This window comes from Enterobacter sp. WI-ESBL-E8, from assembly GCF_053364895.1.
In genome coordinates, this window is sequence record NZ_JBRWXJ010000001.1 from 2,019,823 (window position 1) to 2,044,308 (window position 24,486).

The window sequence follows — 24,486 nt, forward strand, 5'->3', positions numbered from 1 at the left end:
TAAATACACACAGGAACCACATCATGAAAAAGACACTGACACTGATCGCCGCTGCAACCCTGAGCGCCCTGAGCTTCGCCTCCTGGGCCGACACCCTGACCGTGGGCGCGTCCAACACGCCGCACGCCGAAATTCTGGAGCAGGCAAAGCCGATTCTGGCGAAGCAGGGTATCGACCTGGAGATCAAACCTTTCCAGGACTACATTCTGCCCAACACCGCGCTGGCGGGCCATGACATCGACGCCAACTATTTCCAGCACATTCCTTACCTGAACAGCGTGCTGAAAGATCACGCGGGCGATAAGGACTACGATTTTGTCAGCGCGGGCGCGATCCACATTGAGCCCATCGGCATCTACTCCAAAAAATACAAGTCGCTGAAAGACCTGCCGGAAGGCGGCAAGATCATCATGCGTGACGCCGTTTCTGAAGAGGGGCGCATTCTCTCTATTTTCGAGAAAGAGGGCGTGATCAAGCTGAAGCCGGGCATCGACAAAGTGACCGCGCGCATCAGCGATATCGTCGAGAACCCGAAAAAGCTGAAGTTCACGCCTAACGTGGAAGCGTCTCTGCTGCCGCAGATGTATAACAACAACGAAGGCGATGCGGTGGTGATTAACGCCAACTACGCGATTGACGCCGGTCTGGATCCGGTTCACGACCCGATTGCGGTAGAGAGCGGTGAAAACAACCCGTACGCCAATATCATTACCGTTCATCGCGGTGACGAGAAGAAGAAAGACATCGTCGCGCTGGTGAACGTGCTGCACTCCAAAGAGATTCAGGACTGGATCCGCACCAAGTACAAAGGCGCGGTCATCCCAGTAAACAACTAATTAGCTGATTTTACAGATGAAGCCCGGCGAGGAACTCGCCGGGCTTCTTTTTTGTATCCGGCAGGAGAATCATTTAAGCTCAACGTTTAAAAGGCAATGGAGTGATGACGATGGGTAACGTGACCAAAGATGAAGCGCTGTATCAGGAGATGTGCCGGGTGGTCGGGAAGGTCGTGCTTGAGATGCGTGATTTAGGGCAGGAGCCAAAGCATATTGTCATTGCCGGGGTGCTGCGTACCGCGCTGGCGAACCAGCGCGTTAAGCGCAGTGAATTGACAACCGAAGCGATGGAAACGGTGGTTAAAGCGCTGGCCGGGTAATGCGCCAGCGCTTCGCAAGCTGCTCGAGCGAACAGCAGAGCAGGTAGTAGACCACGCCCGTAAAGATAAAAATGGCCGCCGGGTAGATTTGCACCCGGTTGTTGACCTGTCCCGCCACCGTGGTCAGTTCAGGAACGTTCACGATAAACGCCAGCGACGTATCCTTCAGCAGGCTGATAAAAATCCCCACCAGCGACGGCAGAATATTCCTCAGCGCCTGCGGCAGCAGCACGCGCCACAACGTTTGCTGGGTGCTGAATCCCTGCGACAGCGCGGCCTCGTACTGCCCGGACGGCAGCGCGTTAAGCCCGGCCAGCACCGAGTGCATGACGGTTGCCGCCGTAAACCAGGCCAGGGCCAGCGTGACGGTCAGCGCCCCCGGCAGGTCGCCTCCGGTGATGAGCGGCAGAAGATACCACATCCAGAAAATCACGAAGATAAGCGGGATACCGCGAATCAGCTCTGCCCATAAAAAGAGGGTTTTTCGCACGAACCCGGTATAGCGCCAGGAGAGACACGCGAGCGCGACTCCACCGGGCAGGGCGATGACCGCTGCGCCAGCCGCCATCATCAACGAGAGCAATACGCCACCCGGTTCACCGGCTGCCGCGCGTCCCCACAGCAGATAGTCGAGGTTATCGGTGATGACATTAAGTCCGGCAATCATGTTTCTCACTCCCTGAGGTGACGACGATCGGGCGCTTACGTTTCGCTTGAGGTCCGATGCGCACCAGCACCATCCCCATCGCCAGACCGGTCAGGAGATAGAGTGCGGTGCCGAGGGTAAATGCCTCCAGCGCGTGCGCGTTATAGCTTTCAATCTGCCTGACCTGATAGGTCAGCTCGGCGAAGCCAATCCCGCTGGCGAGCGAAGAGAGCTTCATCAGATTTAGATACTGCCCCACAACGGGCTGCCAGGCGTTGGCCAGCCCCTGCGGCAGAAGGATGTAACGAAACAGGCGCCACGCGGAGAAACCCTGGGCGAGCGCCGCCTCGCGCTGCCCGGCCGGAACAGAACGCAATCCCGATTCCACTTCTTCGATTAAAAACGCCGAGGTAAAAACGCCCAACCCCCAGGCCGAACAGAGGAACTCGGGCGTAAACCACCAGACGTCGCCGGGCAGAATTGACCAGCTGTGATCCGCGTTCACCGCGTCGCGAAACCCCTGCGGCAGTCCGTTCCAGGCGGCAAAATACCAGAACAGCAGCTGGACCAGCAGCGGGGTATTGCGAAACAAAGATACCCAGCCGCTGACGACCGCGTTCCCGACGCGTCCGCCGGCAAGGCGCAGGAGCATAAAGAGCAGTGCGAGCAGGCTGGCCAGCATAACCCCCGCAAGCGTCACCCACAGGGTGGTGAGAAATCCGGAGAAGATCCACTGCAGAGGCTGTCCGGTCAGTACCCCCTGCCAGTCGAGCGCGGGCATTACAGATGCTCCTGATGCAGCGGGTTCAGCACCTTTTGCAGGAACCGCTGCGCGCGCGGATGCGCGGGCCGACTGAAAAATTGCGCCGGCGGCGCAACTTCCAGAATTTGTCCCCCGTCGATAAAGACGACCCGGTCAGCAATTTCCCGGGCGAACTGCATCTCATGGGTCACCACAATCATCGTGATCCCGCTGTGGGCGAGGGCTTTCATCACAAACAGCACTTCGCCAATCATCTCCGGATCCAGCGCGGAGGTGGGTTCATCAAAGAGGATTATCTGTGGTGAAGAGGCCAGGGCGCGGGCAATCGCCACGCGCTGCTGCTGTCCACCGGAAAGTTCTGCCGGGAAATGGTGGGCTTTTTCCAGCATCCCGACCTTCTCCAGCAGGGCCAGCGCGCGCTCCCGGGCCGGTTGCGGCTTCCAGCCGTGAACGTGCTCCAGCGCCAGGGTGATGTTCTGGCTGGCGGTAAGATGGGCGTAAAGATTGAACTGCTGGAACACAAACCCCACGCGGCTTCGCAGCTGGCGCAGCCCGGTACCGGAAAGCTTTCCGGTAGGCTTGTTGTCGACCAGAATCTCCCCGCCGCTCAGGGTTTCAAGCTGGTTGATCAGACGAATCAGGGTGGATTTACCGGAGCCCGAAGGGCCGAGGATGGCCACCACTTCACCGGGCGTAATGGTGAGGTTAATGTCGTTTAAAACCTGATGGTCACCGTAGCGTTTGTCCACATGACGAAACTCGACGCTGGCCTGTTCCAGATGTGAAAAATCCGCGGCACCGGCCGCGGAGTGTGAAAATAAACCTGAGAGCATATTACTTAGCTTCTATTTTAAAGGCGCGAGGCTGTGGGGCAGGGGTGCCTGGACCAAACCAGACGTCGTAGATTTTTGCCGCCTGGCCGTTCTTTTCGAGATTGACCAGCTCATCGTTGACGGCTTTCAGCAGCGCCGTTTCACCTTTTTTCACCCCGACGCCAATCTCTTCTTTGCTCAGCAGGTCGGGCAGAATTTTGAAGTTCGCTTTGTCCGGCGCCTGCGCCAGCAGACCGGCCAGAATGGTGCTGTCCTGGGTAATGGTCTGCACGTTGCCGTTGCGCAGCGCCGTCAGCGCCAGCGGAATGTCGTCATACGAGAGCACGCGGGACTGCGGGAAACGCTGGTGCAGCGCCTGTTCACCCGTTGTGCCTTTTACCGCGCCAATACGCGCCCGGCTGTAGTCATCAAGCTTGTCCGGGGATTTTACCGGAACCAGGAACTGCTGGCCGGTGACAAAGTAAGGCGTCGAGAAATCAATCACCTGCGCGCGTTCCGGGGTGATGGTGATATCCGCCACGATCAGGTCCGCTTTGCCGGACTGCAGCAGCGGAATGCGGTTGGCCGGATTGGTGGCAACCAGTTCAAGCTTCACGCCGAGCGATTTTGCCAGCGCGTTGGCGAAATCCACGTCGTAGCCCACGATCTCGTGCGTTTTTGCATCAATGGAGCCAAACGGCGGGTTGGCGTCAAAGGTGGCCACTTTTACCACCCCTGCGGCCTTAATATCCGCCAGCTGATCGGCCTGCGCCTGCGCTGAAAGCAGGCTCCCGGCCGCCAGCAATCCCAGAACCAGTGTCCGTTTTGTAAACCCTTTCATATTTGCTGCCATAGTCATTCGCCATCCCGTTGTTTTTGTTTTACCCCGCTACGCTCCCATAAGCGAAAGCTATCGCCAAATAAGAAATCGTTCTTTGTTATTAGCAAAAAAGCATTAGTGAACAAGGTGTTAATGAAGAGTGAAAAGAACGGGGCGCTATTTGCAAATCCTGCACATCGACAGTGGATTTTGGTATTTCCCTTGGGTGGAAATTGGGTGTTTAACTGAGGACAGGTTAAGCGAGAGAGGTAGAGACAATGAAAAAATGGATCAGCACGTTACGGCGGTTTTTTGCGACCCGACCAGTGAATGCGGAGAACAGCGCGCAACGTGTTCTTGAGTCAATCCTGCCTGTCGCCAGCCTGTATGGCGTAGACGTAGCCAACATTGACCCGGAGTGGTTCCATGATAAAACGTCACGCTGAATTGCGCCGCACGCGCGAAATGTACTGGAACGAGGTGTGCTGGATTTTGTTCTGACCCCGGATAGCTGTTAATGTCGACGGACGGTTGAGTCTGCTCAGTTAACGGAATGAAGAACCCTTTTCTCAAGCGCGGTATTATTGCCTGGACGATAGTCTGCCTCATCAGCGGCGTGCTGCTCTACGCCGAACAAATCCGCCGCCAGTTCTGGGAGCGCGATCGTGAGTTCGCGGTACTCTTTGCTGAACTAAGCGCGGTACTGACGCAAAATGAATCTGTACTGCCGCTTCTGAACGGCGATGAAGATATTGCCGCCCTGCGCAAAAAATTCCCCCAGTTGCTTGCCCTGGAAAAGACCACCGGACGGGCGCTTAATGCGCAGCGGGTTGAGCCTGCCCACGAGATGCGGTACTGGCTTTACAACCCCTGGCGTCAAATCCGCGTGCTGGTAGACCTCGGCCCGATCCTGAACGCCCATCATCCTTTCAATCACCTCGGGATCCGCTTTAAGCCGAACGGCGACGAGCAGGCGCCTGATGCTTTCTGGCACTGGCAACGCACCTTCCCGCAGCATACTCAACCTTTTACGCTGGAGGCCGATTCACAGCCGGCCTGGCTCGGCGTTAACGCGTTTATTTATCCCTTACTTTTCATTGCATGGGGGATTGTGGTTGCGCTGGCGAGCGTGGTGCTCTGGCAGCGTAAAGCGCGGAAAGAGGCCGAGCAAAGGGCGCTCTATTATCAGCACGCCAGGCTTAATACCCTGGGGGAGATCACCGCTGGAATTGTGCATGAGATAAACCAGCCCCTTACCGCGGCGCAGACGTGGATCCAGGGCGCGCAGCGCCAGCTGCAGCAGGACAATGGGCAGGCCGTGTCGCAAGCGCTGGCGGCCGCACTGACGCAAACGCAGCGTATTAGCGCCTTGCTGACCCGTTTTCGCGAGCACGTTGTGCAGGAGAAGGTGATCCTGCGGGAAACCGATCTGGTGCACTGCTGGCTGCAGGTGGTGAACCTGCTGGAGCACGAGCGCAGGGCCGAACATATTACGGTCAGCCATGCGTTTGCCCCGGAAGCAACGACGGTGCTGGCTGACCCTCTCTGGCTGGAACAGGTGCTGCATAACCTGCTCAGCAACGCCATTCAGGCCCAGCAGCCGGACACTGCCGGTTGGGTAAAAATTGAGAGTCAAAAGAACGAGAGCGGCGTCCTGATCGTCGTCACCGACGGCGGCCCGGGCTTTAGCCCCGAGGCGTTGCAGAATGCCTTCATGCCGTTTTACAGCGGCAGAGAAGTGGGTATCGGTCTGGGGATGACCTTAACGGAGTCATTGATGACGCGTATGAATGGCTCGATTACGCTGGGTAACGCCCCACAGGGCGGGGCGCAGATCCGACTACAGCTGGCGCACGGAAAGGAGGCGAAGCATGGATAAAACAGTCTGGCTGATTGATGATGATGAATCCATCAGAGAGTCGATGGCGTTTTTGCTTTCGGGGATGGGCTGGCCGGTAAAAACGTTTGAAAGCGTCGATGCCTTTATCGCTGCCCATGCTGGGGATACGGCGCTGGTGGGCTGTATGCTGCTGGACATGCGTATGCCGGGCAAAGGCGGACTCGCCTGGCTTGAAGAGGGCAGCTGGCCCTGGCCCCTGCTGCCGGTGATTATCATGACCGGACACGGCACCGTTGACGCCTGCCGTCGGGCATTCCATAACGGCGTCTTTGAGTTTTTCACCAAGCCGCTGGATGCCGACAAGCTTATCGAAACGGTGGGTCAGGCCTTCGGAGAAAGCCAGCGCCGCTTTGCCGACTGGCAGGAAACGTCCCGGGTTAAGGCGCGTTTCGCACAGCTGACCGCCCGGGAACATGAAGTGCTGGGCGAACTGATGAAAGGGCTCAGCAACAAGGAGGCGGCTGCACGGCTGAACCTCTCGCCGCGAACGGTGGAAGCGCACCGCGCGGCGGCGTTTACCAAGCTTGGCGTCAGCAGCCTGGTCCAGGCGATCCGGGAATACGACAAATTGCAATCCGTATAACTACCAGGATGAGTGCGTAATCAACCGAATTACCTTTTATCGCGCGGCTGAGTAACCTCTGCTCTGTCTACCAACACGCGAGGACGTGCGATGAAAAAATTAATGATAGTTGCGGCACTGGCCGCAGGTAGCCTGAGCCTGGCGGCGCAGGCCGATACGTTGAGTCAAAAGAATCTCTCACTGGCCCAGGCGAACGCGCTGGCGACGTCCGCTATTCAGGCGTGTACGGCAAAAAATTATCAGGTGACGGTCACCGTGGTTGACCGTGCAGGCGTGGTAAAAGCGGTACAGCGTACGGACAATGCCGGCCCGCACACGGTTAAAGCCAGTGAGATGAAAGCCTGGACGGCGCTCAGCGCAAAGAATGCGTCAGGCAAAGTGATGGAAGCGGCGCAGAGCAACGCCGGTGCGCAAAACATGCGTGATATTCCGGGCTTCCTGCTGCTGGCGGGTGGCCTGCCGGTGAAAGAGGGCGATGAGACGATCGGGGCGATCGGTATCGGCGGCGCGCCGGGCGGTCATCTTGATGAAGCCTGCGCGCAGGTAGCCATTGACGGGCTCAAAAAGTAACACAAAAAAAGCACCGGTTTCCCGGTGCTTTTTTATCAGATCTTGCAGGCATCGCCGCAGTCGTCGTCGGCGACAATCGCCTGCGCTTTTTTATCCGCATCGTCCAGACGTTCCGCATTACGCTCTTCGGCTTCATCCAGACCGTTAAAGACTAAGTTATCGAGATCAATTTCCATGTGGCACCTGCTCTGTTCAGTATGTGATTCTGGCACAGTATAGGGCAAAAAAAGCCGGCAATGTACCTCGCAGCACATAACGATAATCCCTGCCATACTCAGTGCTTTATTGCTGAGGAGAGCCCATGATTACACTCTGTAAAACCTGCGGAACCGCCTATGACGCCCCGCCGGACAGGTGCCCGATTTGCGAGGATGAACGCCAGTATGTGCCCGCTACGGGCCAGGCATGGACGGATTTCGACAACGTAACCGCCACGCATAGCAACAAATGGCAGCAGCTGGAGCCGCGGCTGTTCGCTATTAAAACGGTCCCCGCGTTTGCTATCAACCAGCGGGCGCTGCTCCTGCAAACGCCCCACGGCAATATTCTCTGGGACTGTATTGCCAACCTCGACCCCGCCACTAAAACGCTCATCACCGCGCTCGGCGGCATCAGCGCGATTGCGATTTCGCATCCGCACTATTACACCACCATGCAGGAGTGGGCCGCGGCGTTTGATGCACCGGTGTATCTGCATGCCAGCGACAGAGAGTGGGTCATGCGCGACAGCCCGGCCATTCATTTCTGGCAGGGGGATGCGCTGGAGATCTTCCCGTCGGTCACCCTGCTGCGTCTCGGCGGGCATTTTGCCGGCGGAACGGTACTGCACTGGCAGGAGGGGGAAGGGGTATTGCTGGTGGGGGATATCCTGCAGGTCACGCCCGGCAAAGACGCTGTTTCGTTTATGTGGAGCTATCCGAATTATCTTCCGCTGCCGGCTCGCACCGTGGCGTCTGTTGTCAGTCATCTGGAAGGCAAAACGTTTGCACGCCTGTACGGCGCGTTCGAGGGGCAGAACATCCAGGCCAGTGCGGACGAGATCGTGCAGCGGTCGGGCCAGAAATATATTGCTTGTCTGAAGTAAACCACGATGGGTAAACTTTACGAGTGTGATCTCGATCATGCCTAAACTAAAACAGATAAAAGAGACATTGCTATGCAACATATCATTGAAGGTTTTCTCAGCTTTCAAAAAGAGATTTTCCCGCAACGTAAAGAACTCTTCCGCAGTTTAGCGTCCAGCCAGAATCCCAAAGCGCTGTTCATCTCTTGCTCCGACAGCCGCCTGGTCCCGGAGCTGGTCACCCAGCAAGAGCCGGGACAACTCTTTGTCATTCGTAATGCTGGCAACATCGTGCCGCCTTTCGGGCCGGAGCCTGGCGGCGTGTCTGCCACTATCGAATACGCCGTTGTGGCACTGGGCGTCACGGATATCGTGATTTGCGGACACTCCAACTGCGGGGCGATGAAGGCGATTGCCGATAACGCGAATCTGGAGCCCATGCCGGCTGTGTCGCACTGGCTGCGCTATTCCGACGCGGCAAAAGCCGTGGTGGAGAAGAAAACCTGGGATAAGCCGATCGATAAGGTCAATGCGATGGTGCAGGAGAACGTGTTTGCGCAGCTGAGCAACATTAAGACCCATCCGTCCGTTGCGGTGGGCCTGCGCAATAACTCCATCCGCCTGCACGGCTGGGTGTACGACATTGAAAGCGGCAAAATACTTGCGCTGGATAAAGCGACGAAAACCTTCGTCTCCCTGTCTGAAAACCCGGAAGTCTACTTCGAGTAATCAGCACCAGCAGGGCATGGACGCCCTGTCAGTTCTCGCTGTACGGCAATCTTCGCCGTAACCCCGACGCGGGTTTTTCTGCCGCCTTCGCCATCGCCTCTGCAATCTCAGCGCACTCCGCCAGCCCCTGAACGAAGGGACGATCGTGCATCAGCCACGGTATCGCGCCGAAGGCGATGCGTCCGCGAACGGTGTCAGGCGCTTTTAAGGTGTAATCCTCACCGATGTCGGGTATCTCTTCGCCCGTTGTTTCCAGCTGTCTGCGCAGCGTCGGGAAGGGCAGATCTTTCGTTTTGAGCGGCTTTTGTCCGCGCGCGTCAATAAACACGTCGAAACGGTAAACCCTCTCTTGAGTGGTTATCACCGTCCGGTCGCTGCCAACGTCAAGCGTGTAATCGTCGCCGAGCGCAGCCACGCTAATGATGCCGGCTTCGCGAAGTGCAAGAAGCCTGCGGATAGACTGCGGAGGAATGGCCGCGTAGTTGTCGATAAATACCCGGGCCAGCCCCTGCTTGAAGCGTTTCGCGTCCTGTTCGCTAAGATGGGGCACGATCTCCTGAACCACCTCATGCAGCCGAAGCACGGTATAGCGCCAGGCCACGGTGCGCCGTTCGCGTTTGTTCCGCTCAACCTCGTTGAGATTCTCTTGCGCCCAGGTAAAGGGGCCGTGCCGTTTACGATCCTCAAACCAGGCCTCGCGAATGCTGTCCGCAGTCAGCCTGTGCAGAGACATTTTCTCACACCACGCCGGGTCAGCGAGCTGAAGCTCTTTCACCATCAGGGCGAAGATGCGGTCAAGCAGGCCATCCGATCCTTTAGCAATCTCGCTTTCAGCCGCGCGTTCGGTTAATACCGATAATGGTTCGTAAGGGATAGGGCAGTAAAAATCGGCTTCAGGCAGAATGCCCGTTCGGGACATCAGGACAATGTTTAATGCCTCGCTGCCTTTATCAAGCACGAATTTATCGTCGCGAAACGCACCGTGCTGCATCACTACCGCCATGGCCGCGTCGAGACCGCTTAGCGATGTTCCCATGATACCAACGCGGCACGGAGGAATGCTGGCGTCCATCAGCCCGGACCACGGGCTTGGGAAGAACGCACGGGTGGCTTCGTCCTCGTCTGGCCAGACGTGTCCGGTGGCGATAACCGCAAGGTCAAAGGGTTCAGGAAAGGCACTGTCGTTGACTGCAAGCGTGACGCCGGCCTCCAAGGGCATGATGTCGGTCACGCGGGCGGATTCATGGATATCAACCTGAAACCCCCGCTTTTTAGCCTCTTCAACGATTGAGCGAAAGCTGTCGCGAAAATACTCACCGAGCAGGAGTCGGGGCAGGAACTGCCTGTCATGCAAACGGGCTTTATCAACGTTAAAACGCGCCAGATGGGCGTCGCTCTGGCCCTTGAGCCAGTCGAGATAGGTCATAAACAGTGGCGGGATTTCAATGCTGGCGATGTTCGCCAGCATCAGACGAGAGTTATCGTCGTCGTTGTAGGGCATACCCACGCCCGCTTCCTCAGCCTGTTCAAAGACGGAGACCGAAAGCGGCTGGGGGTTTTTAAGCAGTGCGTAAAAGGTGTAAATCCCTGTAGGGCCGGAACCGATAATGGCGATTTTCTTCATCGACGGTTTTCCTCTCTTTTTTCCATGAGGAAAGCGTAGCAGGAGAACAGTAATGAAAATGAGGGATTAGGAAAATTCAGGATATCAGAAGAGGATTTGCACCATTTCAGGACTGAAATGGTGCGTCCGAGTGGACTCGAACCACCGACCCCCACCATGTCAAGGTGGTGCTCTAACCAACTGAGCTACGGACGCAGAATGGTGCGTTCAATTGGACTCGAACCAACGACCCCCACCATGTCAAGGTGGTGCTCTAACCAACTGAGCTATGAACGCAACGTGTTGTCGGTGACAACGGGGACGAATATTAGCGGCACAGCCCCAATGAGGCAAGAGGGAAAATGCATTTTTCTCTCTGATTTCACGCGATTGCTTTATTACCGCGCAAAGTGAAGAGAAAGTAGCCGCCGGCTGGCGGCTACTGCGTATTTAACGTGCAGCGCGTTGCAAAATGACCGTTGACGGCTGGCGCTGCAGGAAGCGCATTCGCATCATCATCATAATCGCCGCCGACGTCAGGCCGATGATAAAGCCCATCCAGAACCCAGCCGGACCCATGCGTTCAACCACCAGATCGGTCAGGGCCAGTATGTAGCCAGTCGGCAGTCCCAGCACCCAGTAGGCGATGAAGGTGATAAAGAAGATCGAACGCGTGTCTTTATATCCGCGCAGCACGCCGCTGCCAATTACCTGGATGGAGTCCGAGATCTGGTATATAGCGGCCAGCAGCATCAGGTGCGAGGCCAGCGCGACCACTTCCGGACTGTCGTTATAGAGCAGGGCAATCTGCTCGCGCAGCGCAACGGTAAAAAGCGCCGTGCAGATGGCCATGCAGACGCCGACGCCCAGCCCGGTCCGGGCGGCCGTTTGCGCATCCAGCGTAGAGCCTTGTCCCAGGCGGAAGCCCACGCGAATGGTCACTGCCGCCGCCAGCGACATCGGCAGGACGAACATCAGGGAACTGAAGTTCAGCGCAATCTGGTGCCCGGCCACGTTCACGATACCCAGCGGGGAGACCAGCAGGGCAACCACGGCAAACAGGGTTACCTCAAAGAACAGTGCCAGGGCAATCGGTAACCCTAACTGCACCAGACGGGTCATGATGTTCCAGTCCGGAGTGCTAAATCTGTTCTCGTTACGAATATCGCGCATTGAACGGGCGCGCTTCACGAAGGTGAGCATGGAGAAGAACATCACCCAGTAAACGGCAGCCGTCGCCACGCCGCAGCCGACGCCGCCAAGCTCCGGCATCCCGAAGTGGCCGTAAATAAAGACATAGTTAACCGGAATATTAACCAGCAAACCAATAAAGCCCATAACCATCCCAGGCTTGGTTTTCGCCAGGCCTTCACACTGGTTACGCGCCACCTGGAAAAAGAGGTAGCCAGGCGCACCCCAGAGCAGGGCACGCAGATAGCCCACGGCTTTATCAGCCAGTGCCGGGTCAATATTATGCATAGCGCGAATGATATGGCCCGCGTTCCAGAGCACGACCATAATCAGCACGGAGACAAACCCTGCCAGCCAGAAGCCCTGACGGACCTGATGGGCAATGCGTTCGCGACGCCCCGAGCCGTTGAGCTGAGCGATAACAGGCGTGAGCGCGAGCAGCAGACCGTGGCCGAACAGGATGGCCGGAAGCCAGATTGACGTGCCGATAGCCACGGCCGCCATATCGGTGGCGCTGTAGCCACCTGCCATTACCGTATCCACAAATCCCATTGCGGTCTGGGCCACTTGCGCGATGATCACTGGTATAGCCAGTGCCAATAACTGGCGCGCTTCATTCATGTACTTCTGCACGTGAACACCTTTATTTTGTAGTTATTTGAGAGACTAAAAAAGCCGCCGAAACGGGCAGCAAGAAGAAAATGCAGGGGGGTGCCAGCTATTGTAGCGGGCTTTAGCTATTTATCTAGTGAAAAAATCGCCAGTAAATGCGCTCCGCTGGCAACCTGTTTTTCCAACTGTTATTGTGGTGGGATTAAACGGTGTCACCACCGTCCGGAAAAAACAGGAGTTGTAAGCATGTTTACTGGTATTGTGCAGGGCACCGCCAAAGTGGTGTCCATTGATGAAAAACCTAATTTCCGTACTCATGTTGTCGAGCTGCCGGAATATATGCTTGAGGGCATCGAAACCGGCGCGTCGATTGCCCACAACGGCTGCTGCCTGACAGTAACCGAAATTAACGGCAGCCAGATCAGCTTTGATTTAATGAAAGAGACGCTGCGCATCACCAACCTGGGCGAGCTGGCGGTGGGGGATACCGTCAACGTTGAGCGGGCGGCGAAGTTCAGCGATGAGATTGGCGGCCATCTGATGTCCGGGCACATCATGACCACCGCGGAAGTGGCGAAAATCGTCACCTCGGAAAATAACCGTCAAATCTGGTTCAAAATGCAGGATCCTTCATTAATGAAATACATCCTCTATAAAGGATTTATTGGCATCGATGGGATTAGCCTGACGGTGGGGGAAGTAACGCCAACGCGTTTTTGCGTGCACTTAATTCCTGAAACGCTGCAGCGCACCACGCTGGGTGCGAAAAAACTGGGGCATCGCGTGAATATCGAAATCGATCCGCAAACCCAGGCGGTGGTCGATACGGTTGAACGCGTGCTGGCAGCAAAAGAAGCCGCAATAATAAAGGCCGTCGAAGAAGAATAAAAAACAACCCCGGATTTCCGGGGTTATTTTTTAGCGTGCGACACGCAATCCGTGTTCAATCCCACGGCTGAAAACCACCTGCCAGAGCTGAATATCCCGCGCGCGAAACGCGCCCGCACAGGCATTCAGATAATAGCTAAACATCCGTTTGAATCGTTCAGAATAGTTGTCCGCAATCTCTGGCCAGGCCTCCTGAAAACGCGCATGCCATGCCATCAGCGTGGTGTCGTAATCGGCGCCAAAGTTATGCCAGTCCTCCATAACGAAATGGGATTCACTGGCGTTGGCAATCTGGCGAACGGACGGTAAACAGCCGTTCGGAAAGATGTATTTGTTGATCCACGGGTCAACGTTATTGTCGGTCCGCTTAGAGCCGATAGTGTGCAGCAGGAAGATGCCGTCCGGCTTTAAATTACGGTCCACCACCTCAAAGTAGGTGTTGTAGTTTTTCGGCCCAACGTGCTCGAACATACCCACGGAAACGATACGATCGAACTGTTCGTTCAGGTCACGGTAATCCTGCAGCCGGATATCCACATCGAGACCCTGGCAGCGTTCCCGCGCCATTTTTTGCTGTTCCGCTGAAATCGTGACGCCGACCACGCTGACGCCATAGTGCTTCGCCATAAAGTACGCCAGCCCGCCCCAGCCGCAGCCAATATCCAGCACGCGCATTCCGGGCTGTAGCTGCAGTTTCTCGCTAATCAGACGCAGCTTAGCCTGCTGAGCCTCTTCAAGCGTCGACGCGTCTTTCCAGTAGGCGCAGGAGTACTGCATGAAAGGGTCAAGCATGCGGTTGAACAGGTCGTTGCCAAGATCGTAGTGTTCTTTGCCGACGATCCACGCGCGTTTTTTACTTTGCAGATTAAACAGTCGGGCAGAGGCGACACGAAGGGTGTCTTTCAGGTTGCGGGGGAGTTGATTTTCCAGACCGGCACGCAAAACGCTGGCGAAAAAGATATCCAGCCGTTCGCACTCCCACCAGCCGTCCATATAGCTTTCTCCCAGTCCTAACGATCCCTCACGCAACACGCGTTTAAAAAAGTCGGGATGTTTGACCTGGGGATCGGATGGCGAAGATCCGTTGATAGTGATGCCTGCACGACCCAACAGTTCACTGACGATCCGGGACCAGTTATCATCCGGAACGCTGACTTCTTCTATACACGATGAACTCATAGCTTCTCCATCACCCTACTGTGATCAGAACCTTAAAACAGCGTAGACGCTTTTTTGGTTTGTGAGAAATCTCACGGTAAATACCGCGAGGCTAGTATCCGACGTAGAACAGAGGAAGGGAGATAACCCTTGCCGAAAATGCCTTCCATGGTAAAACGGGAGCACTCCGGCTCCCGTTAACGCTTAATATTTATCGTATTTAATCGAACCAAATTTAGTATAGGCCTCAAAATTTGGTGATTCAATAGAAAATTCTTAGCAACCTAATCACTGAAAATTAACATGATTTCTGGCGCAATTACGCATGTGACGTTTCAACCTGAGCGCGGTTATCCTGCTCACGCTGCGCGGAGGCCTGCATGCGATAGCCTATAACCGCCAGCGCAACGGTCACCAGCATCACGCTGGTGGTGGTCAGAAGCGGCGTAGCAATCAGCGCGGAGACCACCAGGCTTGCCAGGAAGCACAAACCCAGCTGCAGGGTGTTCTGCAGCGCGGCGGCGCGTCCTGTCGCCTGCGGGAACGGACGGAGCGCCTGCGCTACGACGATAGGGTAAATCGCCCCGTTCGCGACGGCCATCACGCAGAATGGAATCAAAATTTCAGCCAGACCGGCGCCCGGAATAAAGCCAACGGCCCAGGTCCCGATAACGCTCAGGGCATACAGCACCAGCAGCCATGGCAGCATCTGCTGACCTTCCCACTTTTGCAGCGCTGCGCGACAGCCGTATCCGCCCACCAGGAACGCGATGGTCTGCGGAACGTAGCTCAGCCCGATGGCTGCCGGGCTGTATCCCATATCGTGCAGAATAAACGGCGAGCCGGTGAGCCACGCGAAGAAGCTCGCCGAGCAGGCGGCATAGATCAGGACATTGCCGCGATACGCTTTGGTGCCGAGCAGGGAAGTGAAGGTGATTGGCTTCGCGTCAGCATGCGCCTCTTTTTTATGCGCGGGCTTGAGGGCAAACGCCGGCAGCATTAGTACCAGCGTGATGGCAAACAGCGTGGCAAAAATGGCCTGCCAGTCAAAATGCGCGAGGATCCAGCTGCCCAGCAGCGGAGCAAGGGCTGGCGAGAGTCCCACGAGCGGCATAATGGTGGCGAAAATACGGTTTGTGCGGTTAGCCGGGTAGTAGTCGGTAACCAGCGCCTGCCAGGTGACGGCAGCGGCACAGACGCCCACGGCCTGAATAAAGCGCAGCACCAGCAGCCAGGTGGCGTCGCGTACCCATAGCATCCCCAGACAGCCAACGGCAAAAATGGCCAGACCCAGCAGCAATACCGGTTTACGACCAAAGCGATCCGAGAGCGGTCCCCAGAGCAGCTGTGCGAAAGCAAAACCGGCGAGGAACAAACTCAGGCTGGCGCTGATGGCCGCGGCAGGCGTCTGCAGATCTTCCTGCATAGCGGCGAAAGCCGGCAGGTACATATCGGTGGCCAAAAAGCCCAGCACGCTTAAGCCGCCGAGCCAGACTAAAAAACCTTTCCTGGGTTGCATTATTTTATTCTCCTTAAGGAGGCAGGTGTACGTTGGCGCTGAGTGTAGGGAGTGCAAAGCCGCTTGTGAAACGCTAATATTTGGCGGGTGCATTCAAAAATTTTGCAGGCAGAAAATGTGGTCAGATTATTCTCTTGAAGTGGTCGATGCTGTCGCGCGTAACGGCAGCTTTAGCGGTGCGGCGCAGGAGCTGCACCGCGTCCCTTCGGCTATCAGCTACACCGTGCGTCAGCTCGAAGAGTGGCTGGCGGTGCCGCTGTTTGAGCGGCGCCATCGCGACGTGGAATTAACGCCCGCAGGCGCGTGGTTTTTGAAGGAAGGGCGTTCTGTTATCAAAAAAATGCAGATCACCCGCGAACAGTGTCAGCAGATCGCCAACGGCTGGCGGGGACATCTATCCATCGCGGTGGATAACATCGTTAAGCCGGAACGCACCCGGCAAATGATCGTCGATTTCTATCGGCATTTTTCTGACGTGGAGCTGCGGGTCTCGCAGGAGGTGTTCAACGGCGTCTGGGATGCGCTGGCGGACGGCAGGGCAGAGATGGCGATTGGGGCCACGCAGGCGATCCCGGTCGGGGGACGTTACGCCTTTCGCGATATGGGCATGCTGAGCTGGAAGTGCGTGGTGGCACGCGATCATCCGCTGGCGGCAATGGAAGGGCCGTTGAGCGACGATACGCTACGCAACTGGCCTTCACTGGTGCTGGAGGATACCTCCCGTTCATTACCCAAGCGTATCACCTGGCTTCTGGATAACCAGCGGCGGGTGGTGGCCCCTGACTGGGAATCGTCGGCGACGTGCCTCAGCGCCGGGCTGTGCGTCGCGATGGTGCCCGTGCACTTTGCGCGCCCAAAAATCGATACCGGAGAATGGGTTGAACTGACGCTGGAGAATCCCTTCCCGGATGCGGCCTGCTGCCTCACCTGGCAGCAAAATGACGTCTCACCCGCCATGGACTGGCTTCTGGATTATCTGGGAGACAGCGAAACGCTCAACCGAGAGTGGTTACGGGAGCCAGCGTAGCTGGCCCCGTAGAGCGATTAACGACGGTAGTCGCGGAACGGACCATCCGCAACGGAACGGCGTTCGATAAGGCGCGGGTGAACTTCAATGGACTGCGACTCTTCGCGCTTGTTGACGATCCTGTCCATCAGCATATTGAAGGCCGTTTCGCCCAGCGAATCTTTCGGCTGGTGAATGGTGGTCAACGCTGGCGTAAAGTAGCGCGCGTTACGCACGTTATCATACCCGATCACGGAAATATCCTGCGGTACGCGCAGGCCCAGCTCATCGGCGGCGCAGAGCGCGCCCATCGCCATGATGTCGCCCCCGCAGAACACGGCGGTCGGACGATGCTGCTGGGAGACGATCTGCTGCATAGCGCGGTAGCCCGACTCCGGCTCAAAGTCGCCCTGCACGATCCAGTTTTCCGGCACGTTGATCAGCGCTTCTTCCATTGCTTTCATGAAGCCGGCCAGACGGCCCGCGCCGGTGTTGCGCTCCAGCGGACCCGGGATCACGCCAATCTCGCGGTGACCGCGTTCGATCAGGTAACGACCGGCCATATAGCCGCCTTCAAAGGCGTTATCGATAACGGAATCGGTGAAGTCCGCGCGCGCTTCGCCCCAGTCCATCACCACCATCGGAATATGGCGATACTCTTCGAGCATGGACAGCACGGACTCCGGATACTCGGAACACATCACCAGCAGGCCATCAACGCGCTTTTGCGCCATCATCGACAGGTAGGCGCGCTGTTTTTCAATGCTGTTCCACGCGTTGCCCAGAATCAGGGTATAGCCTTTCTGGAAGCAGTTTTTCTCAACCGCTTCAATGATCTCGGCAAAATAGGCCGCTTCACTGCTGGTGGCCAGCAATCCAATAGATTTGGTGTGATTAACCTTGAGGCTTCGCGCAACCGCACTTGGCGAATAGTGCAGCTCTTTGATCGCGGCCCAGACGGCATTGCGCGTCTCTTCCGCCACGAAGCGGGTTTTGTTAATAACATGTGATACGGTTGTAGTGGAAACGTTTGCGCGTTTTGCTACGTCTTTAATTGTTGCCATTAAATGTCACTCCAGACCATATCCTAAGCTCCTGAAAAACCTGAAGGTAAACGTTTGCCTTCTCTCACCCTTATTTCGCAATGTTAAGTTGCGGCACGCCGGGAAAACGACACGGGACGTCAGGAGGGGGTCAATGGCCGGTACGCTAATAAATTTAGCGTGGAATTTTGTCCTATCTTGATGAAAAGGGGAAGAGGTAAAGTGTTTATCAGTTTAAATCCAGGAAGATTTTTGACGTAAACTGTGCAAAAATGAGCAGGCTCACTTTTCGTGGGGGGATTAAAAGGAGAAAAATTGATGAGTTCCGATCTGAAGTTTTCGCTGTTCACCACCGTTATTGTGCTGGCTCTGATTGTCGCTGCCGGTCTGACGGCTGCGCTGCACTGATTTACGCGGAGGGAGAGCGTTCTCCCTCCCGATCGCCCCAATTGTTACTTCTCATGCAAAAATCTTTTGCCATTTTGTTAACTTCTCATTTTTTGTGATTGATGTCATGCTTTCGGCTTCTTTGTTCTGTGTCACCACATGACACGGCATCCGGAGTTGACGCATGAAAATCAATTTTCCCCTGCTGGCCCTGGCGATTGGCGCTTTTGGGATTGGCACCACTGAATTCTCCCCGATGGGGTTACTGCCTGTTATTGCCCGGGGCGTGGACGTCTCGATCCCTGCTGCAGGCATGTTAATCAGCGCCTACGCAATCGGCGTGATGGTAGGCGCGCCGCTGATGACGCTTCTCCTTTCGCACCGCGCGCGCCGCAATGCGCTGATTTTCCTGATGGCGATTTTCACCCTGGGCAACGTGCTTTCCGCCATTGCGCCGGACTACACCACGCTGATGCTGTCACGCATTCTGACCAGCCTTAACCACGGCGCGTTCTTTGGGCTGGGGTCGGTCGTGGCGGCAAGCGTGGTGCCAAAACACAAGCAGGCGAGCGCCGTGGCAACCATGTTTATGGGCCTGACGATTGCCAACATTGGCGGGGTGCCTGCGGCGACCTGGCTGGGTGAAGCGATCGGCTGGCGTATGTCCTTCCTGGCGACCGCCGGGCTAGGCGTGATTGCCATGGTGGCGCTGTTCTTCTCCTTGCCAAAAGGCAGCGCGGGGGAACGTCCTGACGTGCGCAGAGAGCTTTCGGTGCTGATGCGCCCGCAGGTGCTCTCCGCGCTGCTTACCACCGTCCTGGGGGCAGGGGCGATGTTCACCCTTTACACCTACATTTCGCCGGTGTTGCATGACATCACCCACGCGACGCCTCTCTTTGTTACCGCAATGCTGGTGCTGATTGGCGTGGGCTTCTCGATTGGCAACTATCTGGGTGGGAAATTTGCCGACCGTTCCGTGAGCGGGACGCTGAAGGGCTTCTTAACCCTGCTGATTGTCATCATGATCGCCATTCCGTGGCTGGCGCGTAATGAGTATGGGGCCGCCATTGCGATGGTCGTCTGGGGTGCCGCAACCTTTGCCGTGGTTCCACCGCTGCAGATGCGCGTGATGCGTGTCGCGCATGAAGCGCCGGGTCTCTCATCTTCGGTCAATATTGGTGCCTTCAACCTGGGCAATGCACTCGGTGCGGCGGCCGGTGGGGCCGTGATTTCAGGGGGGCTGGGGTACAGCTTTGTGCCGGTGATGGGGGCAATCATTGCCGCCCTCGGCCTGCTGCTGGTGATGATGTCGGGTCGTAAACAGCCGGAAGCAGCCTGCGCTGCTGAATAAACCAAAAACGCAGAAGGGCGAGCCCTTCTGCGTGTCTCTTACGCGGCGAAGTTCTTCGCCACAAAGTCCCAGTTAACCAGCGCCCAGAAGTGCTCCAGGTAGTTAGGACGCGCGTTACGGTAATCAATGTAGTAAGCGTGTTCCCAAACGTCTACGGTCATCAGCGGCTTAGCGCTGGTGGTCAGCGGGGTGCCCGCGTTAGACGTTGAAACGATAGCCAGTTTGCCATCAGCTTCTTTGACCAGCCACGTCCAGCCAGAGCCGAAGTTCTTGATCGCGGCATCGGTGAACTTCGCTTTGAAATCCGCGAAGCTGCCAAATGCGGCGTTGATGGCGGCAGCCAGTTCACCGGCAGGCTCACCACCGGCATTCGGTGCCAGGCAGTGCCAGTAGAAGGTGTGATTCCACACTTGAGCGGCGTTGTTAAATACGCCACCCTCTGAGCTGCGGACGATCTCTTCCAGCGTTTTGCCTTCGAAATCGGTGCCCTTGATCAGGTTGTTCAGGTTGGTGACGTACGTCTGGTGATGCTTGCCGTAATGATATTCCAGGGTTTCCGCAGAAATGTGCGGTGCCAGGGCGTCTTTTGCATACGGTAGTGCAGGTAATTCGAACGACATTGCTTCTCTCCTTATTGTATTTTGCGTTGCCAATAACCACACAGACAACAGGGACAGGATAGCAAATTGAAAGGGTATGCAAAAGAGGAACTTACCCTGCCACGGGCGTGGCAGGGCAGGGGTTAGCGAATGGTTTTCGGCGTCATCACGCGACGCGCGCCGACGTAGTGACGTACCCAGTAGTCTTCACTGAGAGAGGTGATCTGAATATCCTGGCCGCTACGCGGTGACTGGATGAATTTTCCGTTGCCGACATAAACGCCAACGTGGTCAGCCGTGCCGCGGCCCTGAGTGCGGAAGAACACCAGATCGCCGTTTTCCAGCTCTCCACGGTCAACCGGGGAAGCATCGCGCAGGTGGTACATCTCATTGGCGGTGCGAGGAATGCGGAACTTGACCAGATCTTTATAGGCGTAATAGACGAGGCCGCTGCAGTCAAAACCGGTACGTGGCGAACTGCCACCCCAGTGATAAGGTTTTCCAATCTGCCCCATCAGCTTGTTCATCGCGGTTTTCTGCGCTTTCTGTACGCGCACTTTATGCACTTCCGCTATTTTCGAGACCTTTGTGCACTTCGCCTTGTGGCCTTTGCGCGTGATGCATTTTTCAGTAACGAGGTTGGCGGCGGTTTGCGAAGCTTTGCTTTTGGCGGTGTGGGCAGTGCGGGAAGATTTTGTTTTCGTCTTGCTGGAAGCGGTCTTTTTAGTCTGTGTGGCTGTTTTTTTCTTGTCGTTCTTAGCGGTGATTTTTTTCTTACGTTCTGTGGTTTTCACCAGATGGTTTTTTTGTACGGCAGAATGCCGCGCCTGCTGAGAGGCGTTTGCCACTGGCGTGAAAGTGAGTGATGTAAACAGTAAAGCACAGAGCGTGATCGAGATTTTATTTATCCGCGCCACTGGGCAGTCCCCTGATAAATGCAGGTCATCAATAATACCCGCGTGTGATTTACAAAGCCCGTCGATTCTAATCCATAAAAACCCAGAAAGTTAATAGCATTTTTCAATCTACAATCGTGTTTCGTTAGCAAGTGCAAAAAAATTCATCGTTCTGTCGCACATTTGCCCATTCCCTAAGCAAAACCCTGACTGCCGCAGGGTTAAACACCATTTGCAATGCAACTTTTCGTGACTCGGGGTAGAATGTATAAACGTGACAAAAATGTTATTTTCCGATGCCAGTCTGAACCGCTACAATGTCAGACGAATGCCGTAACAGAAGTTAAAGGAAGCAAGACATGAGCACCACTATTGAAAAAATCCAGCGCCAGATCGCTGAAAACCCGATTCTGCTGTATATGAAAGGTTCTCCGAAGCTGCCAAGCTGCGGCTTCTCCGCGCAAGCGGTTCAGGCGCTGTCAGCCTGTGGTGAGCGTTTTGCTTACGTTGATATCCTGCAGAACCCGGACATCCGCGCTGAGCTGCCTAAATACGCGAACTGGCCGACTTTCCCACAGCTGTGGGTAGACGGCGAACTGGTTGGCGGTTGCGATATCCTGATTGAAATGTATCAGCGCGGCGAACTGCAGCAGCTGATCAAAGAGACGGCGGCTAAGTACAAAACTGAAGAGCCGGACGCAGAGTAATTTTCTGCGGAAATAAAAAAGCGACCCGCTATGTGGTCGCTTTTTTTTTGCCAGGTGGCGCAGCGCTTACCCGACCTGTGATTGGCGATCGGCCTCATCACCCATCGGCAGCGGCCAGCCGCCCAGGCGCTTCCAGCGGTTGACAATCTCACAGAACAGCTCTGCTGTGCGCTCCGTGTCATACAGAGCGGAGTGGGCCTGCGTGCCGTCAAACTCAATCCCGGCCGTGATGCAGGCTTTAGATAACACCGTTTGTCCCAGCGCCAGGCCGCTCAGTGCGGCGGTGTCGAAGGTCACAAAAGGATGGAAGGGGTTTCGCTTGAGCGACGCGCGCTCCGCGGCGGCCATGGTAAAGCTGTGATCGAAGGTGGCGTTATGGGCCACCATGATGGCGCGGCTGCAGTTGCTCTCTTTCATGCCTTTACGCACCATTTTAAAAATGGCGTGCAGCGCATCATATTCACTGACCGCACCGCGCAGCGGGTTGTGCGGGTCGATACCGTTAAACGCCAGTGCTTCCGGCTGTAAGTTTGCCCCTTCGAAAGGTTCAACGTGGAAATGCAGCGTGGTGTCCGGTGTAAGCCAGCCCTGTTCATCCATCTTCAGCGTGATGGCGGCAATTTCGAGCAGCGCATCGGTTTTAGCGTTAAATCCGGCTGTTTCTACATCAATGACAACGGGATAAAAACCACGAAAACGGTCGCACAGACCGCTAAATTGAGCGTTATCGGACATCAGGGTCTCTTACATGGGGGAAAAAGCAGAGCGCATTATGGCAAATTTTGGCGGGTGATGCAGTAAAACTACGGGCGCACGTTGCGCCCTGAGGGATCAGTTGCCCAGACCGCGACCGGCGTCTTTGGCTTCAATCAGCTCGATTTTATAACCGTCCGGATCTTCCACGAACGCAATCACGGTGGTGCCACCTTTTACCGGACCCGCTTCGCGCGTAACGTTACCGCCGTTGCTGCGAATGCGTTCACAGGCTTCAGCCGCGTTGTCCACTTCCAGCGCGATGTGGCCGTATGCCGTGCCCAGCTCGTAGCTGTCTACGCCCCAGTTGTAGGTCAGCTCGATAACCGCCTCATCCGTTTCCGGGCCGTAGCCCACGAACGCCAGCGAGTATTTGTATTCCGGGTTTTCGCTGGTGCGCAGCAGTTTCATACCCAGTACGTTAGTGTAGAAATCAATCGAACGTTGCAGATCGCCAACGCGCAGCATGGTGTGAAGTAGGCGCATAATTTCCTCATTAACCTGTGGAACAGACTGTTTTTTTTGAACAGAAACGATGTTTTAGTATAGCGGCGAAGTGTCGCCGCTATCAATGAACAATGGCGAGATTACAGAGAAGGGTAGTCGGTGTAGCCTTCCGCGCCGCCGCCGTAGAAGCTTTCCGGACGCTGCGGGTTCAGTGCCGCTTTTTGCTGCAGACGGGCAACCAGATCCGGGTTGGCGATGTAGTCGCGGCCAAACGCGACGGCATCGATCAGCCCTTTATTAATCAGATCTTCGGCTTTCTCAGGGGTATAGGCCCCCGCACCGATGATCACGCCGTGGAAGCGCTCACGCACTTTCTGACGGAACGCTTCAGTGTAAGGTTTACCGCCGGCCCAGTCCGGCTCGGACATGTGCAGATACGCAATACCGCGTTTCGCCAGCTCTTCAATCAGATAGAGCGCGTCGGCTTCTTCATTCGGGCCATTGTCAACGTTCTGGAAAGAACCGATTGGGGAAACGCGAATGCCGATACGGTCCGGGCTCCACTCCTGGCAAACGGCGTCAACCACTTCCAGCACCAGGCGGGCACGGTTTTCGACGCTGCCGCCGTACTGGTCGGTGCGGTGGTTAGAGGACGGTGACAGGAACTGGTGCAGCAGATAGCCATGCGCGGAGTGCAGCTCAACCAGGTCAAAGCCGGCTTCGCGCGCGTTGGCCACGGCCTGACGGAAGTCGTTAACGATGCCCGGGATTTCGTCCAGCTCAAGGGCGCGTGGCATAGAGGTATCCACGCGGATCGCATTACCGTTTTCATCACGCAGGGAAGTACGGGTATTGGCGCTCAGGGCCGAAGCGGAGACTGGAGCCTGGCCGCCGGGCTGAATGCTGCTGTGAGAGATACGACCGGTATGCCACAGCTGGACCGCAATACGACCCTCTTCAGCGTGAACGCCAGCGGTGATTTTCTGCCATGCGGCAATCTGTTCCGGGCTGTGAAGACCCGGTGCACCCGCGTAACCCTTAGCCTGAGCAGAAATCTGCGTGGCTTCGGTAATGATCAGGCCAGAGCTGGCGCGCTGACGGTAGTATTCACCCATCAGTGTGGTTGGGATGTCGCCCGGCTCAATGCTGCGCAGACGGGTAAGCGGAGCCATGAACACGCGGTTTGGCGCCGTGACGGCACCCACTTTCAAGGGGGTAAAGAGTTTTTCAGCTGACATAAAGACTCCTGAGTAGACCAGTCGACTAGTAATGAGTTAAAAAAAA

The 24,486-nt window shown here is 56.2% G+C and carries 28 protein-coding genes and 2 tRNA genes; 13 read left to right on the top strand and 17 right to left on the bottom strand.

Features of this window, described 5'->3' with window-relative positions:
* Positions 1-23: 23 nt before the first annotated feature.
* Both ACWHWP_RS09630 and fumD read left to right on the top strand, forming a co-directional pair.
* A complete protein-coding gene (locus ACWHWP_RS09630; RefSeq protein ID WP_008500616.1) occupies positions 24-836 on the top strand; it encodes a MetQ/NlpA family ABC transporter substrate-binding protein in 813 nt (270 codons plus the stop codon).
* A gap of 110 nt (positions 837-946) precedes the next feature.
* Positions 947-1,156, top strand: a complete 210-nt coding sequence (gene fumD / locus ACWHWP_RS09635; RefSeq protein ID WP_008500615.1) for a fumarate hydratase FumD — start codon at positions 947-949, stop codon at positions 1,154-1,156.
* Here the strand turns inward: fumD and ACWHWP_RS09640 are convergent.
* From ACWHWP_RS09640 to ACWHWP_RS09655, 4 genes are read right to left on the bottom strand one after another with little or no spacing between them, the layout of a single operon-like run.
* Complete coding sequence (locus tag ACWHWP_RS09640) at positions 1,137-1,823, bottom strand: amino acid ABC transporter permease (protein ID WP_059312074.1); 687 nt, start codon at positions 1,821-1,823, stop codon at positions 1,137-1,139. The genes fumD and ACWHWP_RS09640 overlap by 20 nt on opposite strands.
* The gene (locus tag ACWHWP_RS09645) at positions 1,807-2,583 is read right to left on the bottom strand and encodes an amino acid ABC transporter permease (RefSeq protein WP_447855462.1); all 777 of its coding nucleotides are present in this window, start codon (positions 2,581-2,583) and stop codon (positions 1,807-1,809) included. The genes ACWHWP_RS09640 and ACWHWP_RS09645 overlap by 17 nt, the downstream gene beginning before the upstream one ends.
* The gene (locus ACWHWP_RS09650; protein WP_059312072.1) at positions 2,583-3,398 is read right to left on the bottom strand and encodes an amino acid ABC transporter ATP-binding protein; all 816 of its coding nucleotides are present in this window, start codon (positions 3,396-3,398) and stop codon (positions 2,583-2,585) included. The genes ACWHWP_RS09645 and ACWHWP_RS09650 overlap by 1 nt, the downstream gene beginning before the upstream one ends.
* A 1-nt stretch (position 3,399) precedes the next feature.
* Positions 3,400-4,230, bottom strand: a complete 831-nt coding sequence (locus ACWHWP_RS09655; protein WP_447856655.1) for an ABC transporter substrate-binding protein — start codon at positions 4,228-4,230, stop codon at positions 3,400-3,402.
* A gap of 245 nt (positions 4,231-4,475) precedes the next feature.
* Here ACWHWP_RS09655 and ACWHWP_RS09660 point away from each other — a divergent pair, with 245 nt between their 5' ends.
* The 4 genes from ACWHWP_RS09660 (at position 4,476) to ACWHWP_RS09675 (ending at position 7,250) form a co-directional block, all read left to right on the top strand.
* Complete coding sequence (locus tag ACWHWP_RS09660) at positions 4,476-4,643, top strand: hypothetical protein (RefSeq protein WP_014831607.1); 168 nt, start codon at positions 4,476-4,478, stop codon at positions 4,641-4,643.
* 107 nt (positions 4,644-4,750) lie between these two features.
* A complete protein-coding gene (locus ACWHWP_RS09665; protein ID WP_447855464.1) occupies positions 4,751-6,076 on the top strand; it encodes a sensor histidine kinase in 1,326 nt (441 codons plus the stop codon).
* Positions 6,069-6,680: a response regulator transcription factor gene (locus ACWHWP_RS09670; RefSeq protein WP_447855465.1), complete on the top strand. Its 612-nt coding sequence runs from the start codon at positions 6,069-6,071 to the stop codon at positions 6,678-6,680. The genes ACWHWP_RS09665 and ACWHWP_RS09670 overlap by 8 nt, the downstream gene beginning before the upstream one ends.
* Positions 6,681-6,770: 90 nt before the next feature.
* A complete protein-coding gene (locus ACWHWP_RS09675; protein WP_447855466.1) occupies positions 6,771-7,250 on the top strand; it encodes a GlcG/HbpS family heme-binding protein in 480 nt (159 codons plus the stop codon).
* A 35-nt stretch (positions 7,251-7,285) separates the two neighbouring features.
* Here the strand turns inward: ACWHWP_RS09675 and ACWHWP_RS09680 are convergent, their stop codons facing one another.
* Positions 7,286-7,426 carry a hypothetical protein gene (locus tag ACWHWP_RS09680; RefSeq protein WP_003857665.1) on the bottom strand — a complete coding sequence of 47 codons (141 nt, stop codon included), beginning with the start codon at positions 7,424-7,426 and terminating at the stop codon, positions 7,286-7,288.
* Positions 7,427-7,551: 125 nt separating this feature from the next.
* Between ACWHWP_RS09680 and ACWHWP_RS09685 the strand changes: the two genes are divergently transcribed.
* Both ACWHWP_RS09685 and ACWHWP_RS09690 read left to right on the top strand, forming a co-directional pair.
* On the top strand, positions 7,552-8,334 hold the full coding sequence (locus ACWHWP_RS09685) for an MBL fold metallo-hydrolase (RefSeq protein WP_447855467.1): 783 nt from the start codon (positions 7,552-7,554) through the stop codon (positions 8,332-8,334).
* Positions 8,335-8,406: 72 nt separating this feature from the next.
* The gene (locus tag ACWHWP_RS09690) at positions 8,407-9,042 is read left to right on the top strand and encodes a carbonic anhydrase (RefSeq protein ID WP_047348810.1); all 636 of its coding nucleotides are present in this window, start codon (positions 8,407-8,409) and stop codon (positions 9,040-9,042) included.
* Positions 9,043-9,070: 28 nt separating this feature from the next.
* On the opposite strand, the gene ACWHWP_RS09695 is transcribed toward ACWHWP_RS09690, so the two are convergent.
* From ACWHWP_RS09695 to mdtK, 4 genes are all read right to left on the bottom strand, one after another.
* Positions 9,071-10,666 carry an FAD-NAD(P)-binding protein gene (locus ACWHWP_RS09695; protein ID WP_447855468.1) on the bottom strand — a complete coding sequence of 532 codons (1,596 nt, stop codon included), beginning with the start codon at positions 10,664-10,666 and terminating at the stop codon, positions 9,071-9,073.
* Between the two features lie 118 nt (positions 10,667-10,784).
* Positions 10,785-10,861 (bottom strand) — tRNA-Val (locus ACWHWP_RS09700).
* Between the two features lie 4 nt (positions 10,862-10,865).
* Positions 10,866-10,942 (bottom strand) — tRNA-Val (locus ACWHWP_RS09705).
* Between the two features lie 153 nt (positions 10,943-11,095).
* The gene (gene mdtK, locus ACWHWP_RS09710) at positions 11,096-12,469 is read right to left on the bottom strand and encodes an MdtK family multidrug efflux MATE transporter (protein WP_059312066.1); all 1,374 of its coding nucleotides are present in this window, start codon (positions 12,467-12,469) and stop codon (positions 11,096-11,098) included.
* Between the two features lie 225 nt (positions 12,470-12,694).
* Between mdtK and ACWHWP_RS09715 the strand changes: the two genes are divergently transcribed.
* Positions 12,695-13,336 carry a riboflavin synthase subunit alpha gene (locus tag ACWHWP_RS09715; protein ID WP_447855470.1) on the top strand — a complete coding sequence of 214 codons (642 nt, stop codon included), beginning with the start codon at positions 12,695-12,697 and terminating at the stop codon, positions 13,334-13,336.
* Positions 13,337-13,366: 30 nt separating this feature from the next.
* Here ACWHWP_RS09715 and cfa read toward each other — a convergent pair whose 3' ends face one another.
* Positions 13,367-14,515, bottom strand: coding sequence for a cyclopropane fatty acyl phospholipid synthase (gene cfa / locus ACWHWP_RS09720; RefSeq protein WP_447855471.1), 1,149 nt, complete (start codon positions 14,513-14,515; stop codon positions 13,367-13,369).
* 298 nt (positions 14,516-14,813) lie between these two features.
* Positions 14,814-16,013, bottom strand: coding sequence for a purine nucleoside transporter PunC (gene punC, locus ACWHWP_RS09725; protein ID WP_059312063.1), 1,200 nt, complete (start codon positions 16,011-16,013; stop codon positions 14,814-14,816).
* A 115-nt stretch (positions 16,014-16,128) separates the two neighbouring features.
* Here punC and punR point away from each other — a divergent pair, with 115 nt between their 5' ends.
* Positions 16,129-17,040 carry a DNA-binding transcriptional activator PunR gene (gene punR / locus ACWHWP_RS09730; protein ID WP_059312062.1) on the top strand — a complete coding sequence of 304 codons (912 nt, stop codon included), beginning with the start codon at positions 16,129-16,131 and terminating at the stop codon, positions 17,038-17,040.
* Positions 17,041-17,057: 17 nt separating this feature from the next.
* Here punR and purR read toward each other — a convergent pair whose 3' ends face one another.
* On the bottom strand, positions 17,058-18,083 hold the full coding sequence (gene purR / locus ACWHWP_RS09735) for an HTH-type transcriptional repressor PurR (RefSeq protein WP_047348803.1): 1,026 nt from the start codon (positions 18,081-18,083) through the stop codon (positions 17,058-17,060).
* A 297-nt stretch (positions 18,084-18,380) separates the two neighbouring features.
* On the opposite strand from purR, the gene cydH reads away from it, so the two are divergent.
* Entirely contained in the window at positions 18,381-18,470 is a 90-nt protein-coding gene (gene cydH, locus ACWHWP_RS09740) for a cytochrome bd-I oxidase subunit CydH (protein WP_020688313.1), read from the top strand.
* A 163-nt stretch (positions 18,471-18,633) separates the two neighbouring features.
* Positions 18,634-19,800, top strand: coding sequence for an MFS transporter (locus tag ACWHWP_RS09745; protein WP_047348802.1), 1,167 nt, complete (start codon positions 18,634-18,636; stop codon positions 19,798-19,800).
* A 38-nt stretch (positions 19,801-19,838) separates the two neighbouring features.
* On the opposite strand, the gene sodB is transcribed toward ACWHWP_RS09745, so the two are convergent.
* Together sodB and ACWHWP_RS09755 are read right to left on the bottom strand one after the other, a co-directional pair.
* Positions 19,839-20,420 (bottom strand): superoxide dismutase [Fe], encoded by a 582-nt coding sequence (gene sodB / locus ACWHWP_RS09750; RefSeq protein WP_047348801.1) that lies wholly within the window; start codon positions 20,418-20,420, stop codon positions 19,839-19,841.
* A gap of 122 nt (positions 20,421-20,542) precedes the next feature.
* Entirely contained in the window at positions 20,543-21,316 is a 774-nt protein-coding gene (locus ACWHWP_RS09755) for a C40 family peptidase (protein ID WP_447855472.1), read from the bottom strand.
* Between the two features lie 338 nt (positions 21,317-21,654).
* Here ACWHWP_RS09755 and grxD point away from each other — a divergent pair, with 338 nt between their 5' ends.
* Complete coding sequence (gene grxD, locus ACWHWP_RS09760; RefSeq protein WP_003832760.1) at positions 21,655-22,002, top strand: monothiol glutaredoxin 4; 348 nt, start codon at positions 21,655-21,657, stop codon at positions 22,000-22,002.
* 66 nt (positions 22,003-22,068) lie between these two features.
* On the opposite strand, the gene rnt is transcribed toward grxD, so the two are convergent.
* The 3 genes from rnt to nemA form a co-directional block, all read right to left on the bottom strand.
* Positions 22,069-22,737 carry a ribonuclease T gene (gene rnt / locus ACWHWP_RS09765; RefSeq protein ID WP_059312582.1) on the bottom strand — a complete coding sequence of 223 codons (669 nt, stop codon included), beginning with the start codon at positions 22,735-22,737 and terminating at the stop codon, positions 22,069-22,071.
* A 96-nt stretch (positions 22,738-22,833) separates the two neighbouring features.
* The gene (gene gloA, locus ACWHWP_RS09770; RefSeq protein WP_013096923.1) at positions 22,834-23,241 is read right to left on the bottom strand and encodes a lactoylglutathione lyase; all 408 of its coding nucleotides are present in this window, start codon (positions 23,239-23,241) and stop codon (positions 22,834-22,836) included.
* A 101-nt stretch (positions 23,242-23,342) separates the two neighbouring features.
* Positions 23,343-24,440 (bottom strand): N-ethylmaleimide reductase, encoded by a 1,098-nt coding sequence (gene nemA / locus ACWHWP_RS09775; RefSeq protein ID WP_447855473.1) that lies wholly within the window; start codon positions 24,438-24,440, stop codon positions 23,343-23,345.
* Positions 24,441-24,486 lie beyond the last annotated feature (46 nt).

What these genes read in the sequence shown, in the direction of transcription:
- rnt (WP_059312582.1), bottom strand. Translation starts at nt 22,737, where the DNA reads ATGTCCGATAACGCTCAATTTAGCGGTCTGTGCGACCGTTTTCGTGGT.
- punR (WP_059312062.1), top strand. Translation starts at nt 16,129, where the DNA reads ATGTGGTCAGATTATTCTCTTGAAGTGGTCGATGCTGTCGCGCGTAAC.
- ACWHWP_RS09675 (WP_447855466.1), top strand. Translation starts at nt 6,771, where the DNA reads ATGAAAAAATTAATGATAGTTGCGGCACTGGCCGCAGGTAGCCTGAGC.
- ACWHWP_RS09690 (WP_047348810.1), top strand. Translation starts at nt 8,407, where the DNA reads ATGCAACATATCATTGAAGGTTTTCTCAGCTTTCAAAAAGAGATTTTC.
- ACWHWP_RS09680 (WP_003857665.1), bottom strand. Translation starts at nt 7,426, where the DNA reads ATGGAAATTGATCTCGATAACTTAGTCTTTAACGGTCTGGATGAAGCC.
- ACWHWP_RS09665 (WP_447855464.1), top strand. Translation starts at nt 4,751, where the DNA reads ATGAAGAACCCTTTTCTCAAGCGCGGTATTATTGCCTGGACGATAGTC.
- ACWHWP_RS09640 (WP_059312074.1), bottom strand. Translation starts at nt 1,823, where the DNA reads ATGATTGCCGGACTTAATGTCATCACCGATAACCTCGACTATCTGCTG.
- ACWHWP_RS09655 (WP_447856655.1), bottom strand. Translation starts at nt 4,230, where the DNA reads ATGGCAGCAAATATGAAAGGGTTTACAAAACGGACACTGGTTCTGGGA.
- ACWHWP_RS09695 (WP_447855468.1), bottom strand. Translation starts at nt 10,666, where the DNA reads ATGAAGAAAATCGCCATTATCGGTTCCGGCCCTACAGGGATTTACACC.
- ACWHWP_RS09630 (WP_008500616.1), top strand. Translation starts at nt 24, where the DNA reads ATGAAAAAGACACTGACACTGATCGCCGCTGCAACCCTGAGCGCCCTG.
- sodB (WP_047348801.1), bottom strand. Translation starts at nt 20,420, where the DNA reads ATGTCGTTCGAATTACCTGCACTACCGTATGCAAAAGACGCCCTGGCA.
- ACWHWP_RS09685 (WP_447855467.1), top strand. Translation starts at nt 7,552, where the DNA reads ATGATTACACTCTGTAAAACCTGCGGAACCGCCTATGACGCCCCGCCG.
- cfa (WP_447855471.1), bottom strand. Translation starts at nt 14,515, where the DNA reads ATGAGTTCATCGTGTATAGAAGAAGTCAGCGTTCCGGATGATAACTGG.
- purR (WP_047348803.1), bottom strand. Translation starts at nt 18,083, where the DNA reads ATGGCAACAATTAAAGACGTAGCAAAACGCGCAAACGTTTCCACTACA.
- ACWHWP_RS09645 (WP_447855462.1), bottom strand. Translation starts at nt 2,583, where the DNA reads ATGCCCGCGCTCGACTGGCAGGGGGTACTGACCGGACAGCCTCTGCAG.
- grxD (WP_003832760.1), top strand. Translation starts at nt 21,655, where the DNA reads ATGAGCACCACTATTGAAAAAATCCAGCGCCAGATCGCTGAAAACCCG.
- ACWHWP_RS09715 (WP_447855470.1), top strand. Translation starts at nt 12,695, where the DNA reads ATGTTTACTGGTATTGTGCAGGGCACCGCCAAAGTGGTGTCCATTGAT.
- punC (WP_059312063.1), bottom strand. Translation starts at nt 16,013, where the DNA reads ATGCAACCCAGGAAAGGTTTTTTAGTCTGGCTCGGCGGCTTAAGCGTG.
- gloA (WP_013096923.1), bottom strand. Translation starts at nt 23,241, where the DNA reads ATGCGCCTACTTCACACCATGCTGCGCGTTGGCGATCTGCAACGTTCG.
- ACWHWP_RS09650 (WP_059312072.1), bottom strand. Translation starts at nt 3,398, where the DNA reads ATGCTCTCAGGTTTATTTTCACACTCCGCGGCCGGTGCCGCGGATTTT.
- ACWHWP_RS09660 (WP_014831607.1), top strand. Translation starts at nt 4,476, where the DNA reads ATGAAAAAATGGATCAGCACGTTACGGCGGTTTTTTGCGACCCGACCA.
- fumD (WP_008500615.1), top strand. Translation starts at nt 947, where the DNA reads ATGGGTAACGTGACCAAAGATGAAGCGCTGTATCAGGAGATGTGCCGG.
- ACWHWP_RS09745 (WP_047348802.1), top strand. Translation starts at nt 18,634, where the DNA reads ATGAAAATCAATTTTCCCCTGCTGGCCCTGGCGATTGGCGCTTTTGGG.
- ACWHWP_RS09670 (WP_447855465.1), top strand. Translation starts at nt 6,069, where the DNA reads ATGGATAAAACAGTCTGGCTGATTGATGATGATGAATCCATCAGAGAG.
- cydH (WP_020688313.1), top strand. Translation starts at nt 18,381, where the DNA reads ATGAGTTCCGATCTGAAGTTTTCGCTGTTCACCACCGTTATTGTGCTG.
- nemA (WP_447855473.1), bottom strand. Translation starts at nt 24,440, where the DNA reads ATGTCAGCTGAAAAACTCTTTACCCCCTTGAAAGTGGGTGCCGTCACG.